Origin of the sequence: Cytobacillus oceanisediminis, from assembly GCF_007830235.1 — a bacterium.
In the GTDB taxonomy this organism is placed as follows: domain Bacteria; phylum Bacillota; class Bacilli; order Bacillales; family Cytobacillaceae; genus Cytobacillus; species Cytobacillus oceanisediminis.
In genome coordinates this window covers 167,033-182,224 of sequence record NZ_VLKI01000005.1, presented here as the reverse complement: position 1 = coordinate 182,224, position 15,192 = coordinate 167,033, and the positions used below count along the sequence as shown (strand labels likewise).

The 15,192-nt window shown below is 41.0% G+C and carries 13 protein-coding genes; all 13 read right to left on the bottom strand.

The genetic code is table 11. From position 1 onward, the window contains the following. Positions 1-13 precede the first annotated feature (13 nt). Positions 14-1,612 carry a flagellar basal-body MS-ring/collar protein FliF gene (gene fliF / locus IQ19_RS11155; RefSeq protein ID WP_144542495.1) on the bottom strand — a complete coding sequence of 533 codons (1,599 nt, stop codon included), beginning with the start codon at positions 1,610-1,612 and terminating at the stop codon, positions 14-16. A 176-nt stretch (positions 1,613-1,788) separates the two neighbouring features. Next, a complete protein-coding gene (fliE, locus tag IQ19_RS11150) occupies positions 1,789-2,094 on the bottom strand; it encodes a flagellar hook-basal body complex protein FliE (protein WP_144542494.1) in 306 nt (101 codons plus the stop codon). Between the two features lie 12 nt (positions 2,095-2,106). Further along, positions 2,107-2,559 (bottom strand): flagellar basal body rod protein FlgC, encoded by a 453-nt coding sequence (gene flgC / locus IQ19_RS11145; RefSeq protein ID WP_144542493.1) that lies wholly within the window; start codon positions 2,557-2,559, stop codon positions 2,107-2,109. Between the two features lie 2 nt (positions 2,560-2,561). After that, on the bottom strand, positions 2,562-2,957 hold the full coding sequence (gene flgB, locus IQ19_RS11140) for a flagellar basal body rod protein FlgB (RefSeq protein WP_144542492.1): 396 nt from the start codon (positions 2,955-2,957) through the stop codon (positions 2,562-2,564). A 431-nt stretch (positions 2,958-3,388) separates the two neighbouring features. Continuing rightward, positions 3,389-4,168 carry a GTP-sensing pleiotropic transcriptional regulator CodY gene (codY, locus tag IQ19_RS11135; RefSeq protein WP_144542491.1) on the bottom strand — a complete coding sequence of 260 codons (780 nt, stop codon included), beginning with the start codon at positions 4,166-4,168 and terminating at the stop codon, positions 3,389-3,391. Positions 4,169-4,305: 137 nt separating this feature from the next. Continuing rightward, on the bottom strand, positions 4,306-5,715 hold the full coding sequence (gene hslU, locus IQ19_RS11130) for an HslU--HslV peptidase ATPase subunit (protein ID WP_144542490.1): 1,410 nt from the start codon (positions 5,713-5,715) through the stop codon (positions 4,306-4,308). Positions 5,716-5,733: 18 nt separating this feature from the next. Then, positions 5,734-6,276, bottom strand: coding sequence for an ATP-dependent protease subunit HslV (gene hslV, locus IQ19_RS11125; protein ID WP_110065700.1), 543 nt, complete (start codon positions 6,274-6,276; stop codon positions 5,734-5,736). Positions 6,277-6,596: 320 nt separating this feature from the next. Next, entirely contained in the window at positions 6,597-7,499 is a 903-nt protein-coding gene (xerC, locus tag IQ19_RS11120) for a tyrosine recombinase XerC (protein ID WP_144542489.1), read from the bottom strand. 62 nt (positions 7,500-7,561) lie between these two features. Then, on the bottom strand, positions 7,562-8,869 hold the full coding sequence (gene trmFO / locus IQ19_RS11115; RefSeq protein WP_144542488.1) for an FADH(2)-oxidizing methylenetetrahydrofolate--tRNA-(uracil(54)-C(5))-methyltransferase TrmFO: 1,308 nt from the start codon (positions 8,867-8,869) through the stop codon (positions 7,562-7,564). Positions 8,870-9,088: 219 nt separating this feature from the next. After that, positions 9,089-11,164 (bottom strand): type I DNA topoisomerase, encoded by a 2,076-nt coding sequence (gene topA, locus IQ19_RS11110; RefSeq protein WP_144542487.1) that lies wholly within the window; start codon positions 11,162-11,164, stop codon positions 9,089-9,091. Between the two features lie 691 nt (positions 11,165-11,855). After that, entirely contained in the window at positions 11,856-12,731 is an 876-nt protein-coding gene (dprA, locus tag IQ19_RS11105) for a DNA-processing protein DprA (protein ID WP_144542486.1), read from the bottom strand. A 148-nt stretch (positions 12,732-12,879) separates the two neighbouring features. After that, positions 12,880-13,782 (bottom strand): succinate--CoA ligase subunit alpha, encoded by a 903-nt coding sequence (gene sucD / locus IQ19_RS11100; RefSeq protein ID WP_110065705.1) that lies wholly within the window; start codon positions 13,780-13,782, stop codon positions 12,880-12,882. Positions 13,783-13,918: 136 nt separating this feature from the next. Beyond that, entirely contained in the window at positions 13,919-15,079 is a 1,161-nt protein-coding gene (gene sucC, locus IQ19_RS11095; protein ID WP_144542485.1) for an ADP-forming succinate--CoA ligase subunit beta, read from the bottom strand. Positions 15,080-15,192: the final 113 nt, after the last annotated feature.

Below are 15,192 nucleotides of genomic sequence, written 5' to 3'. Positions count from 1 at the left end.
TTTTTATTCCTCCTTAGTCTTCAGCAATCCAGGTGCGAAGCAGTTTCGCAAAATCCTCAGGTTTTTCCTTCGCCATTTTTTCCAGCTGCTTGCGCCTCATTGTACTTTCTGTTTCATGTTCTTCATTTACATCAGGAACATTGAAGGTTTCCTGTACTTTTGCCGCTATCGCTTTCTCTTCCTGCTGCTGTTTTTTTCTGGTTTTTACAAAAAGGAGAATTAAAAGGGCAATTATTAACAGCAAAATGCCTCCCACAGCATAAATCCACCATGGCAGTACAGGAACAGTTTCGTTCGGGAATTCGACCTTGCCGTTAAACGGCTGGACCGAGACGACAATTTTGTCCTGAATAGCCTCGTCTGTTAATTCAGCTTCAGCAGCATCTTTATTAATAGTCGTACGGACAATGGTTCCAAGAATTTGTGTAATATCGTTGATTCTTTCCTGTGGAAGTGAGGCTGGATCATCCGCTGCCGGCGGCTCAACCATTACCTGAATCCCCAGATCCCTTACTTTGTACGGGCTTTCCACAATTTCTTTTCTGATTTTATTCACTTCATTGTTAATGGTTTCTTCTATCCGTTCATAGTCACCGTTAGAGGTGTTTCCTTCCAGGTATTCCGAGCCGAGTGAATCTGCCGGACTTTCTCCTTGAGGATTACCTCCAACTGCTTCGCCATTACCAGTAAACGTTTCAGTAATCTTTTGGGCACTGATCGCTATGCCCTCCATATTTTCTTCATCAACCGGCGAAACGAGGTTTTCTTCTCTGTTTTCTTGGGTAAAGTCAATATCGGCTGTTACTGAGACAACGACTTTGTCCTGCCCCATCAGGGTGCCCAGCATATTCTGGACCTGGCGCTGGACATCTCTTTCAATCTCCTTTTTTATTTCATGCTGGGCCGCAAACGTGCTGCCAGGTGAAGAATTTTGATTATTTTTTAAATCAAAGTACTCAAAAAACTGGTTCGTAATGACGATATTATCAGTGGGAAGATTTGGTATACTTTTCGCCACTAGGTGATATAGCGCCTGAATCTGTGATTCCTCAAATTGATAACCCGGTTTGGTGTTAAGGACGATGGATGCAGATGCCTCTTCAGAAAGGTCATTCACGAAAATCCCTTTCTCAGGAAGGTTGATCATTACTTTTGCATCATTGACTCCGTCGATTCCTTTCATCAAATTGGCAAGCTCAGATTGCATGGCATCCAGTTTCAGGACATTAAATTCGTTTTCCGTCATGCCGATTCCGGCATTTTGGCTGAAGAATGAATAATCAATGCTCCCTGATTTAGGGATTCCTTCGGCAGCAAGCTCAACTTTTAGAGTATCCACTACCTCTTCTGGTACTTTAATGGTTGTACCGCCATCTGTTATTTCTGATTGGATCCCTCTGCTATCCAAGCTTTCTTTGATAGTGCCTGTTTCAGATGGAGTCAGGTTACTGTATAAAGGAACGAGAGTTGTCCTGGTTGCTAGAATAGAAGCAACTATAATCAGCAATATAAAGAAAACAACGGAACTGATTAAAATGTTTTTCTGTTTTTTTGTTCTGCTGCCCCAATATTCTTTCACTTTTACTACATTTCTTTGAAACGATTCATTCATCACAATCCCCCGGTTATTCTGTCTAAGCTAATAACCGCAATTCACTAGTTTTTAGCTTTAATCGTATGTACCACATTAAAAAATTGAAAAGCTCGCCCATAAATTGGACTTTTTCAGCTTTTCAATTTACACAGCTTTTAGCTTTCCGAGAAGCCGATGCTGCTTCTGTTTTACTATTAAACTTGCATTCTCATTGCTTCCTGATAAGCTTCAATTACTTTATTTCTAACTTCAAGCGCACCCTGCATGGTGATGCTCGCTTTTTGCGAAGTAATCATTACTTGATGGAGATCAATATTCTCTCCCCTTGCCAGTTTTTCTGTCATAACATCTGACTGGATTTGGGCTTCATTAATTTTTTCAATTGTTTGCTTTAATACCGACGAAAAACTCTGCTGTGCTGCGTATGATGTATGTGTATGGGTCTTTGCGTTTTCAGCCGGTTTTAAAGTATGTACAGGCATAAAAGTTACTTTATTCATTCAATACTCTCCCTATTTGCCTATTTCTAGCGCCTTCATCATCATACCTTTTGAGGCATTGAAAACAGTTACATTCGCTTCGTAAGATCTTGTTGTGCTTATCAGATCCACCATTTCTCTTAGCGGATCCACATTTGGCATCTCAACGTAGCCATTTTCATCCGCTTCAGCGTGAGTGGGGTCGTAGACCAGTTTAGTCGGTGTTTCCCTGTCCTCCACAATTCTGGACACCTTTACTCCATTCCCGATGGAGGTTCCTCCGCCTTTACTCATTGCCTTATTCAAAAAGGAGGAGAATTGCCCTTCTTTAGGCTCTAAAATAACTGATTTTCTTCTATAAGGTCCTTCCCCGTTTACACTCCTGGTGGAATCTGCATTTGCCATATTGGATGAAATCACATCCATACGAAGCCTTTGGGCTGTTAGGGCCGATGCTGTGTTATTCATACTGTGAAATATGGACATTCTTATTTTCCTCCCCTTATAACATTCTGCAGACTTGAAAATTTCCCGCTCATTCTTTCAATCATTGCATTATAATAAATTTGATTTGTTGCTAAATCCGACATTTCTTTATCAAGATCCACGCTATTTCCATTATGGTTATACGAAACATTCCTTTTTGTCACTACACCCTGTGCAGAAGATGGTCTTCCCTTAAAATCAAAATGTCTGGAACCGCTTTTATTCGCTTCCAAAGATCCATTAACCGCCTGCTGGAAGACTTCTTTGAAGCTAACGTCCTTCGCTTTATAATTTGGTGTATCGGCATTTGCTATATTTTGCGATATTACCTTTTGCTTAAGTGATGAGTAATCTAAAGCATGTTCAATTGTGGATATGGTTCCTGAAAACAGTTTCAATGCTCACACCTCAAATTTTAGAAACTCTAAAAACCTGGTAATTCTTGTAGAATTTTGGTGATAATGGACAAATTATGTCATCATAAACATTATTGTAATGAATATGAAATAATATGTCTATGTACATCAGGTTAATTTTAATGATTCTTTAGTCCTATTTTCGGCAAATTTTTAAAATATGCTGAAAGTTTTATTTATATTTTCAAAATATTACCAATGTTTGTTCTTCCTATTCCTTATTGGCTTTAATTAATTTTGAACCTGAATATTATATAAGACTTTTGACTCATAGTTGTATTTTCTAAATTTCGAACAATACAAAGGATGAGTCGTTTTACTTACCAATTTATACACAATTACATATATTTACCAACTGTATTTGTAATATATTTGTAACAAAAAAAACCCGTCAATATTGACGGGTTTGCAGTTTAGTTTGATTTAAGTTTTTCTAGTTCAACTAAGAACTTATCGTTTAATACTTTAATATAAGTACCCTTCATTCCAAGTGAGCGGGACTCGATTACTCCTGCACTCTCAAGTTTTCTAAGAGCATTTACAATTACAGAGCGCGTAATTCCAACACGATCGGCAATTTTTGATGCAACAAGAAGTCCCTCGTTGCCATTAAGCTCTTCGAAAATATGTTCAATCGCTTCAAGTTCACTGTAAGAAAGGGAGCTAATAGCCATTTGAACGACTGCTTTGCTGCGCGCTTCCTCTTCAATTTCCTCCGCTTTTTCACGAAGAATTTCCATACCAACTACGGTTGCACCATATTCAGCAAGAATTAAATCGTCATCATGGAATTGCTCCTGCAATCTTGCAAGGATAAGCGTTCCTAGACGCTCACCACCGCCGATAATCGGAACAATTGTAGTAAAACCGTTTGCGAAAAGATCTTTGTTTTCGATAGGAAATGCAGTATATTCACTATCCACATCCAGATTAGAAGAAGTTTCCTGGATGTTAAATAGATTTTTCGTATACTCTTCCGGGAATTGGCGGTCTGCCAGCATTTGCTTCATTCGCTCGTTCTCAATTTGCTGATTTACAGCAAATCCAAGCAGTTTTCCTCTGCGGCTGACTACGAAAATATTCGCTTCAATTACATCACTTAGAGTTTCTGACATTTCTTTGAAGTTAACCGGTTTTCCGGCTGCTTTTTGGAGCATTGCATTAATTTTTCTTGTTTTTGTTAATAAATCCATTGTATTTCCTCCTATTTGCTACAAACAATAAACATTTATTTTGTTAAGATTAATTATCTTATTGCTTCAAAAATTATTACTAACATTCAGGATTCTATTTTCGTCTACCCTATGAATTGCCTCTTCAAACAAACCCATTAAAGAATAAATTGGCTTAAATCTTTATTCCGTGAAATGACCCCCAGCTTATCCTCAACATATTGAGGAGTAATTGTGATTTTCTCCATTGTGATATCTGGCGCTTCAAAGGACAAATCCTCCAGAAGCTTTTCCATTATGGTATGAAGACGTCTTGCTCCGATATTATCCGTATTTTGGTTAACGTCGAATGCGAATTCGGCAATCCTACGAATAGCATCGTCAGAAAATTCAATTTGTATACCTTCAGTTACCAATAAAGCTTCATATTGTTTTATAAGAGCATTATCAGGCTCTACCAAAATTTTATAGAAGTCCTCCACGGTAAGCTTAGTAAGCTCTACACGGATTGGAAAACGGCCCTGCAATTCAGGGATGAGGTCAGAAGGCTTTGCCATATGAAATGCTCCAGCAGCAATAAATAGAACATGGTCTGTTTTGACAGAACCATATTTAGTTACCACTGTAGAACCTTCTACTACAGGCAGAATATCTCTTTGAACACCTTCCCTTGAAACGTCCGCTGAAGAACCTCCGCTGTTTTTGCTTGCGATCTTATCGATTTCATCAATGAAGATAATTCCGGATTGTTCAGCACGGAATACCGCCTCCTGGCTGACTTCATCCATATCTATAAGCTTTTGGGCTTCTTCATTTGTTAATATCTTTCTTGCTTCACGCACCGTCAGTTTTCTCTTTTTCCTGCGCTTAGGCATCAGGCTGCCAAGAGCATCCTGCATATTCATACCCATCTGTTCCATTCCGGAGCCCTGCAGCATATCAAACATGGAAGGCTGCTGTTCTTCCACTTCAACAGTGATAACCTCATCTTCGAGTTCACCAAGCGCAAGTTTTTCTTTTACAATCTTACGCTTCTCCTGCAGGTTAAAATCTTCTGTCTGGTAAGATTCCTGTTGCTGCTGCTGATCATTTCCGCCTCCAAATAGCATTTCAAGAGGGTTTTTATAGTTAGCTGCCTTTTTAGCACCAGGCACAAGCAGTTCAAGAATTCGGCGGTTTGCACTCTCTTCCGCTCTTTCTTTTACACTGGACATTTTTTCTTCTTTAATAAGGCGCACGGATGTTTCCACAAGATCTCTGACCATTGATTCAACATCTCTTCCCACATACCCTACTTCTGTAAATTTCGTTGCTTCGACTTTAACAAAAGGGGCACCAACCAATTTTGCCATACGGCGGGCAATTTCAGTCTTACCTACACCAGTAGGCCCAATCATCAAAATATTTTTTGGATTGATTTCATCACGCAGCTTTTCTTCCAGCAAGCTGCGGCGATAGCGATTTCGAAGAGCCACGGCAACAGCCTTTTTTGCATCTTTTTGTCCAATGATATACTGGTCCAATCGTTCAACGATCTGGCGGGGAGTTAAATTTGTTCCTTTACCCATGTAACAGCACTCCTTTTGTTAGAGTTCTTCCACAATGATATTGTTGTTTGTATATACACATATTTCAGCAGCCATTTCAAGTGACGCCTTTGCAATTTCTTTTGCAGATAAATGTTCTCCCGCAAATCTCTTTAAAGAGCGCCCAGCTGCCAGAGCATAGTTGCCACCTGATCCAATTGCCAATATCCCATCATCCGGTTCAATGACTTCACCCGTACCTGAAATCAGCAGCAAGCTATCCGTGTTCATGACGATAAGCATCGCTTCAAGCTTGCGCAGAACTTTATCGCTCCTCCACTGTTTAGCAAGCTCAACAGCAGCCCTCTCCAGGTTTCCATTGTATTCTTCCAGCTTTCCTTCAAACATTTCGAACAATGTAAATGCATCGGCCACTGATCCTGCAAATCCTGCCAGTACCTTACCATTAAAAAGCTTTCTCACTTTTCTTGCTGTGTGTTTCATCACAACTGCATTGCCAAAGGTTACCTGGCCATCACCGGACATCGCACATTCTCCATTATGATGCACAGCAAATATGGTTGTAGCATGAAATTCAGACATGAAAGACTCCTCCTTTGGAGCATTAGCTTATTATTTTGGCTCTGTTTAAACTTGTGTGTTAATTTCCGCTGCAGGCACTCAGCGAACTCCGGGCTTTCGACGCTTCTCCGCGCCCTCCGCCCTGCGGCGTCTCCCATGGTAAGCTATTCTCCGCAGGACTTAGAGCAAACCTCTTCGAATAAACACCGCACGAAGAAAATGCGAATGCATTTTCGAGGAGTTCGTGCCTTCCGCTCCAATCAAACACAGTGCTAAATCAACATTTAGCTTTAACACAGCTTTCTTTCTGCCAATCCATCAGCTATATAATGCGTTTATTGTCACGCCCGCGGATGATGGGCCATATATGTTTTCTTTAAATATTCGTTTGTAACATGCGTATATACCTGGGTTGAAGATAAAAATGCGTGTCCAAGCAATTCCTGAACTGTTCTCATATCTGCTCCATTTGCCATCAAGTGTGTCGCAAATGTGTGGCGCATCATATGAGGGTGAATCTTGCCTGTTAAAGTTGATTTTTCAATAAGCTTGTTAAGAATTTCCCTGATGCCTCTTGCTGTTAGCGGTCCTCCGCGTGCATTCAGAAATAAATTCTCTGTAGAGCTCCCTTTGGACAATAATTCTTTACGCCCATTGGTTATGTATGTTTCGAGTGCATCTTGCGCAAAGCTGCCAAATGGGATATACCGTTCTTTGCTACCCTTGCCATGCACTAAAACAGTAGATAAGTACATATCCAAATCCTTAATCCGAATTTGGCTGCACTCGCTTACACGCATACCTGTTGCATACAATAGTTCCAGCAGCGCTTTGTTTCTTTGCCCAAGTGGGGTGCTTTCATCACAGGCCTCAAACAGCTGCTGCAATTCTTCTTCATAGAAAAACTCAGGCAGCTTTTTTTCAGCTTTTGGAATGGAAACAAGTGCGAAAGGATTTTCAGCCACAAATTCTTCTCTCAGCAGGAATCTAAAAAAGCTTCTTAGGCTTGAAATCTTTCGGGCTACCGATTTGCGGGCCAGCTTTTTTTCAAAAAGCATGGTCAGGAATACCCGGACATCAGGGTATTCTACCGTTTTCAAATCTGGTATCGCTTGTTCAGACATGAACATAAGGAATTCCTTAATGTCATGTTGATAATGTTCAAGAGTATATTGTGAATAGTTTTTTTCAATTTGTAAATATTCAATAAACAACTTTAAAGAAACGTTCACATTTTGATTCATATATATCCACCTCGCAAGGGCTACTAAATAGTATCACAATTCAATAGCCCACGCAACATAATTTACAAATTTTTCATAAAGTTCTGAATTGTTTCTAATGCTCTTTCAGCATGCTTTTCATTTCTTTCTTTTTTCCCTCTTATTTTTACAGGCAAATCAGGGAATAAACCAAAGTTTGCATTCATCGGCTGAAAGCTTTTTGGATTTGCCGTGGTAATGTATCGTGCCATGCTTCCAATCGCCGTTTCGTGAGGGAACTCTATAAGAGCTTCCCCTTTTACAAGCCTTGCCGCATTAATGCCTGCAACGAGTCCGCTTGCTGCAGATTCCACATAACCTTCTACACCAGTCATTTGTCCCGCAAAAAAGAGATCATCGCGGTTTTTAAACTGATACGTTGCACGCAGCACTTTTGGAGAGTTGATGAAAGTATTGCGGTGCATGACTCCATACCGCACAATTTCTGCATTTTCAAGTCCTGGTATGAGGCGGATTACTTCTTTTTGCGGTCCCCATTTCAAATGCGTCTGAAAGCCAACAATATTATAAAGCGTTCCGGCGGCATCATCCTGGCGCAGCTGAACGACCGCATAAGGTCTTTTTCCTGTTTTCGGATCTTCTAAACCTACTGGCTTCATTGGGCCAAATAGCATGGTCTTCTTTCCCCGGTTTGCCATTACCTCGATTGGCATACAGCCTTCGAAAAAGATTTCTTTTTCAAACTCTTTTAATGGCACCGTTTCAGCAGATGTCAAAGCTCCATAAAAACGGTCAAACTCTTCTTCTGTCATCGGACAGTTCAAATATGCAGCTTCTCCCTTGTCATATCGGGATTTAAGATAGACTTTGTCCATATCAATCGAGTCTTTTTCAATGATTGGTGCGGCTGCATCGTAGAAATAAAGATAATCTTCCCCGGAAAGCTCCTTCAATTTTACAGATAAAGCTTCACTAGTAAGGGGGCCAGTAGCGATGACTGTCGGGCCCTCTGGAATATCTGTTACTTCTTCATTTATTACTGTTACATTCGGGTGGTTCTTAACTTGTTCCGTTACGCGTGCGGCAAAATCATGGCGGTCAACAGCAAGCGCTCCGCCAGCCGGTACCGCACTGCTGTCTGCTGAATGAATGATAACTGAATTTAGCTTACGCATTTCTTCTTTAAGTACTCCAACAGCGTTTGTTAAAGTGTTGGCACGCAGTGAATTACTGCAAACCAATTCTGCAAATTTATCTGTATGATGTGCAGGAGTCTGCCTGACAGGCCTCATTTCATACAAACGAACTTGAATGCCCCTGCTTGCAAGCTGCCATGCGGCCTCACTGCCTGCAAGTCCTGCACCTATTACATTTACTGCTATATCTGTCATAATACGAACCTCCACAAATACTTATGATCATTACGAATTAAAAATTTATTATTTAAAAACAGTCTCTCTTACTTTACCCTGTTCTTATTCATTTTGCTATTTTACAATACGTTTTAAAAATAAAAAAGTTTCAAGCATTATAAAAAGGCACAAACGTCATCTGGAATGAATCTGGATTCCACACCCTGCAATAGAAAAGAGTGAGCATTAAGCCCACCCTTAACTTTGCTTTTCTTCTTTGTAGTCGCATTCAACGCATTGAACCTGGACACCTTTTTTGAGCTTTTTCTCAACAAGAAGATTGTCGCATTTCGGACAGTTTCTTGGCAGCGGCTTATCCCATGAAAGGAAGTCACACTCAGGAAATCTGTCACAGCCGTAGAAAATCCGGCGTTTCTTGCTTTTTCTTTCTATTATATTTCCTTCTTTGCATTTCGGGCATTTGACTCCAATATCCTTAACGATTGGTTTTGTATTGCGGCAGTCAGGGAAATTGCTGCAGGCCATGAACTTTCCGTAGCGCCCCATTTTGAAAACCATAGGGCTTCCACAATTCTCGCAATCTTCTCCAGCAGGTTCATCTTTGATCTCAACTTCCTGCATTTCCTTTTCTGCTTTTTCCAGATGCTTTTCAAAATCCCCGTAGAATTCATCGATAATCTGCACCCAATTTACTTTGCCTTCTTCAACATGGTCCAGGTCTTTTTCCATCTTGGCCGTAAACTCTATATCAAGAATTTCCGGGAAAAATTCCAGGATAAGCTCGAGGACAATTTCACCAAGCTCAGTGGGAATAAACCTTTTGTTATCCAAAGCGACGTATCCGCGTTTTTGAATCGTATCCAGCGTCGGAGCGAAGGTTGACGGACGTCCTATGCCCTGCTCTTCAAGAGTCTTTACCAGTCTTGCTTCCGTATACCTTGGAGGAGGCTGGGTAAAATGCTGCTTGGGTTCAATATCCTTCTTTAAAACCTCGTCCCCTTCCTTTAGGTCAGGGAGCATATTATCCTTTTCTTCAGCCTGATCATCCGTACCCTCTACGTATACTTTCATAAAGCCAGGGAATTTGACTTTGGACCCTGTTGCCCGGAAAATCACTTCTCCATTCTTAAGATCCACACTCATTGTATCCATGACAGCTGGTGCCATCTGGCTAGCGACAAAGCGTTCCCAAATGAGCCTGTATAATCGAAGCTGGTCACGTGATAGGTATTCTTTTAAACTTGCTGGTGCCTTTAACGTGCTTGTTGGGCGGATGGCCTCGTGAGCATCTTGGGCATTGCTGTTTTTCTTTTCTTTTTTCTTTTCACTTTGCAAAAACTCTTTGCCATAGGAGCTTTGAATATATTCTGCAGCTTCGCTCTGGGCAATCTCTGAAATTCGGGTCGAGTCCGTTCTCATATAGGTAATTAAGCCGACCGTTCCTTCTTTGCCAAGATCAATCCCTTCATAAAGCTGCTGGGCCAGCATCATCGTTTTCTTTGCGCGGAAATTTAGTTTTCTTGCCGCTTCCTGCTGAAGAGAGGAAGTTGTAAACGGAGCAGCTGGATTTCGCTTTCTCTCTTTCTTTGTAACTGAAGCAACTTCAAATTTATTTCCCTTCATTTTACCCAATATTTTTTGGACTTCGCTTTCAGATTTCAACTCAACTTTTTCATTTTCCAACCCATAAAAAGCTGCATCGAAAGCCGTCTTTCCTTTTAAGAACTCTCCATCAATCGACCAGTATTCTTCTGGTATAAAGTCCTTTATTTCTTTTTCACGATCGATAATTAATCGGACCGCAACGGATTGAACCCTTCCCGCACTCAAGCCCTTTTTGACTTTCTTCCATAATAAAGGACTGATATTATATCCAACCAGCCTATCAAGAAGCCTTCTTGCCTGCTGTGCGTCCACCAAATCCATATTAATCGGCCTCGGATGCTTAAAAGATTCTTTGATCGCATCCTTCGTAATTTCATTAAAAACCACGCGGCAATCCGATTTAATATCCATATCCAGGCTATGGGCCAAATGCCAGGCAATTGCCTCACCTTCACGGTCGGGGTCAGCCGCGAGATAAATTTTTTTGGCTTTTTTGGCCGCTGATTTTAGTTCTTTTAAAACAGGGCCCTTTCCGCGAATGGTTATGTACTTCGGTTCAAAGTTATTTTCCACATCTATGCCCATTTGGCTTTTTGGGAGATCCCTGACATGCCCCATAGAAGCTTTAACCTTATATTTTTTTCCAAGATAACGCTCAATCGTTTTCGCCTTTGCAGGTGATTCAACGATTACAAGAAACTCTGACATCAATAGTCCTCCTTGAGAGGGAATTTTAACATTCAGGCAAAATCAATTTTGAAGGACTGTTACTCGCCTTTCTAAGATTGATATTTGTATTTTAGGCTGAATGGCATTATATATATCTTAATTTCGGAAAAGCATTTTTTTACTATCTCCGGATTCGGATCATTCATTTAATCTGCAGATATTTACCTTTTTCAATCCGGGCAGCTTGCATTTCTAACCAGCTATACTGCACCTGTCAGTTAAATATTCATTATTATTCTACATTCTATTCAGGTTTGTCAAACATAATCGGCTTATTTTCGAAACCGTTTTCAACTGTTCTGTTAAATTTTTCATTACTGAAACATCCGTTTTCTCTTACGGATACCTGTTGCAAAATGTATAACAGTTTTAATAGAATTTCAACCTTTTTGTAAAAAATCCTTTAAATTAATACACAAAAAGAATTTTATTGCAGGATTGAGAGCCAAAATTTGTTGCTTTTAAATATAATTATCACGAAAACCTTGTCTGTTGATTTACGTTGCAGGTGTTCAGCGAACCGCGGGCGGTTTCAGAAGCCACCTCAGCGCTTTGTGCTTGCGGAGCCTCCTCCAACACGCTTCTCCCGCCGGAGACGAGCACCTTCCACTCCAATCAACACCTTCTCTAATTGGGAAAGCTAAAACCAACAATCTTTACGAAAAGAGCCTTAATAAATCAGTTCCTCAAGTATATCTTCTGCGGTTTTGACAAGTTTTGCCCCCTGCTGTATCAATTCATTTGTCCCCGCTGAATAGGCACTAAAAATACTTCCCGGAACTGCAAAAACTTCCCTTCCTTCTTGGACTGCATAGTTTGCAGTTATGAGGGAACCGCTTTTGCTTTTTGCCTGGATTATCAAAGTACCTCTGCTAATGCCGCTGATTATGCGGTTCCTCATTGGAAACTGCCATCGTGACGGCCTCGTATTAGGCGGATATTCAGAGATGACAAGATGATTTTTCATCATTTCATAAGCGAGTTTTTGATTGGACTGAGGGTATATATGAAAAAGCCCACCCGCAATGACGCCAATTGTTTTTCCTCCATTTTTAATTGCCTCTTTATGTGCAATTGCATCTACACCTGCTGCAAGTCCGCTTACAATAACAACGCCGTTTTGGATAAGCTTTGGAAACAAATATTCAATCGCCCTCTCTCCATACTCTGTCGCCTGCCTTGACCCGACGACTGCAAGATGGGTTCCAGTCTTTAGAAGATCTGTATTACCCTTCGCATAGATAACCCACGGAGGCTGGTAGGTTTCTTTTAACAACACCGGATATTCTTCATCAAAAAGGGAAATTATTTTAATGCCATTAGGGGGATATTGGCGAATTTGCTCCTGGATTCGATTGGAATGAAGGTCATGGAGAGTGTCTGAAAGGGAGTCCTGATTTTTAAACAACAGGGGGCTTGAATAGTAAAACGGATCATTGTAAAGGAATTTTAATTGGGGATCTTTTTTTAGAATGCTTAAAATCATGTTCCAGCTCACGCCTTTGCAATGATGCAAATGGGCCAGTTTCTTATTGAATTCTTCCATGGGGAACCTCCTTGGTTTTAGAAAAATGAAAAAAGGTGCTGGAGAAGGGAGTGAAAAGAAGGGAATGAAAGCGGATTTAGCAATGTAGAAATAGCCCCCCATTAAACAGGGGGACTACTCTTATAAAAATAATAAAAATTTTGTTGAATTAATGAGTTTTGCACTTATCATAAAGGCCTTTTTCTTTTAATACCTTTATTAAAGTTTCACCCATAACGGATGGAGTATCTGCTACTTGAATTCCGCACTCGTTCATTACACGGATCTTTTCGTCAGCAGTTCCTTTGCCTCCGGAAATGATAGCACCAGCATGGCCCATGCGTTTTCCTGGAGGTGCAGTGCGTCCGCCGATAAAGCCTACAACAGGTTTAGTCATGTTTGCTTTAACCCACTCAGCAGCTTCTTCTTCTGCAGTTCCGCCGATTTCTCCAATCATGATTACAGCATAAGTTTCAGGGTCTTCATTGAATGCAGACAATACATCGATGAAGTTAGTTCCGTTAACAGGGTCTCCCCCGATTCCAACAGCTGTAGATTGGCCGATTCCAGCTTGTGATAACTGGTGTACTGCTTCATATGTCAGTGTTCCTGAACGGGATACAACACCTACATGGCCTTTAGTATGGATATATCCAGGCATGATACCGATTTTGCACTCATCAGGGGTGATAACGCCTGGGCAGTTCGGTCCTACAAGGCGAGTTTTCTTGCCTTCCATGTAACGCTTAACTTTGACCATATCCAATACAGGAATATGCTCTGTGATACAGATTGCAAGATCAAGTTCAGCATCAACCGCTTCAAGAATCGCATCCGCAGCAAACGGAGCTGGAACGTAGATTACAGAAGCATTAGCTCCTGTTGCTTTAACTGCTTCCTCCACAGTATTGAAAACGGGAACACCTTCTACTTCTGTGCCGCCTTTTCCTGGAGTAACACCGCCGACAATTTGAGTGCCGTATTCAAGCATTTGCTTTGTATGGAAAAGGGCAGTTGAACCTGTAATCCCTTGAACTATAACTTTAGTATCTTTATTAATAAATACGCTCACGTTAATTCTCCTTTCTGGTTTCCAGAGATGCCCTTCCGGGTCGCCAGGACTTAAGCCAATCATGCTGCAGGATAATAAAACCTGCTTCAGGCTGGCCTAATGCTGCCGCACCTGAACGGCCGCTCAATTTTTAGTTTTAACCTACTAATGAAACGATTTTTTGCGCGCCGTCAGCCATTGATTCAGCTGCGATGATATCAATATCGGATTCAGCAAGGATTTTCTTGCCCAATTCAACATTCGTGCCTTCCAAACGTACTACTAAAGGCACACTTAAGCCTACTTGCTTCGCTGCTTCTACTACTCCAGTAGCGATGACGTCACATTTCATGATTCCGCCAAAGATATTAACAAAAATACCTTTTACGTTTTTGTCAGAAAGGATGATTTTGAATGCTTCTGTAACCTTCTCAGCTGTAGCTCCGCCCCCAACGTCAAGGAAGTTGGCTGGATCTCCGCCGTAATGCTTTACGATATCCATTGTAGCCATCGCCAAGCCTGCACCATTAACCATGCACCCGATGTTTCCGTCAAGGGAAATGTAGCTTAGATCGTATTTTGAAGCTTCGATTTCCTTTGCATCTTCCTCTTCCAAATCGCGAAGAGCCAGGATGTCTTTTTGACGGTAAAGAGCATTAGAGTCAAAGTTTAACTTCGCATCCAATGCCATTACTTTTCCGTCTCCTGTTACAACGAGCGGATTGATTTCAGCGATGGAGCAATCCTTGTCGATGTAGGCTTTGTATAAGCCCATCATGAATTTTACAGCTTGTCCGACAAGCTTAGTTGGAATATTGATATTGAAAGCAATTCGGCGTGCCTGGAATGCTGTCAAACCAAGAACTGGATCGATTTCTTCCTTGAAGATTTTTTCAGGCGTTTTTTCTGCCACTTCTTCAATTTCTGTTCCGCCCTCTTCAGAAGCCATTAAAACGACGCGGGACGTTGCACGGTCCAATACTAAACCAACATAGTATTCCTTTTTAATGTCACAGCCTTCTTCAATAAGTAAGCGTTTTACCTCTTTTCCTTCAGGACCAGTCTGGTGTGTCACAAGTGTTTTCCCTAAGATCTCACTTGCATATGTACGTACTTCTTCGAGGTTTTTGGCAACTTTTACACCGCCAGCTTTTCCTCGTCCTCCAGCATGGATTTGCGCTTTAACAACACAAACCTCAGTGCCAAGTTCCTTGGCAGCTTCAACAGCTTCCTCAACTGTAAAAGCCACTTTTCCGTTCGGAACTGCTACCCCGTATTGTCTGAGGACTTCTTTACCTTGATACTCATGTATATTCATTTCCCATCCTCCTATCTAACTCTTCAAAAAAATAGACTGCGCTTTCATTTTATAAAATGACACTACCCTTGTCTACCATTAACTCTAAAATATTATATTTCTTTAAAAATTTA

What these genes read in the sequence shown, in the direction of transcription:
- fliF (WP_144542495.1), bottom strand. Translation starts at nt 1,612, where the DNA reads ATGAATGAATCGTTTCAAAGAAATGTAGTAAAAGTGAAAGAATATTGG.
- fliE (WP_144542494.1), bottom strand. Translation starts at nt 2,094, where the DNA reads ATGAATAAAGTAACTTTTATGCCTGTACATACTTTAAAACCGGCTGAA.
- flgC (WP_144542493.1), bottom strand. Translation starts at nt 2,559, where the DNA reads ATGTCCATATTTCACAGTATGAATAACACAGCATCGGCCCTAACAGCC.
- codY (WP_144542491.1), bottom strand. Translation starts at nt 4,168, where the DNA reads ATGGATTTATTAACAAAAACAAGAAAAATTAATGCAATGCTCCAAAAA.
- hslU (WP_144542490.1), bottom strand. Translation starts at nt 5,715, where the DNA reads ATGGGTAAAGGAACAAATTTAACTCCCCGCCAGATCGTTGAACGATTG.
- hslV (WP_110065700.1), bottom strand. Translation starts at nt 6,276, where the DNA reads ATGTCTGAATTTCATGCTACAACCATATTTGCTGTGCATCATAATGGA.
- xerC (WP_144542489.1), bottom strand. Translation starts at nt 7,499, where the DNA reads ATGAATCAAAATGTGAACGTTTCTTTAAAGTTGTTTATTGAATATTTA.
- trmFO (WP_144542488.1), bottom strand. Translation starts at nt 8,869, where the DNA reads ATGACAGATATAGCAGTAAATGTAATAGGTGCAGGACTTGCAGGCAGT.
- topA (WP_144542487.1), bottom strand. Translation starts at nt 11,164, where the DNA reads ATGTCAGAGTTTCTTGTAATCGTTGAATCACCTGCAAAGGCGAAAACG.
- dprA (WP_144542486.1), bottom strand. Translation starts at nt 12,731, where the DNA reads ATGGAAGAATTCAATAAGAAACTGGCCCATTTGCATCATTGCAAAGGC.
- sucC (WP_144542485.1), bottom strand. Translation starts at nt 15,079, where the DNA reads ATGAATATACATGAGTATCAAGGTAAAGAAGTCCTCAGACAATACGGG.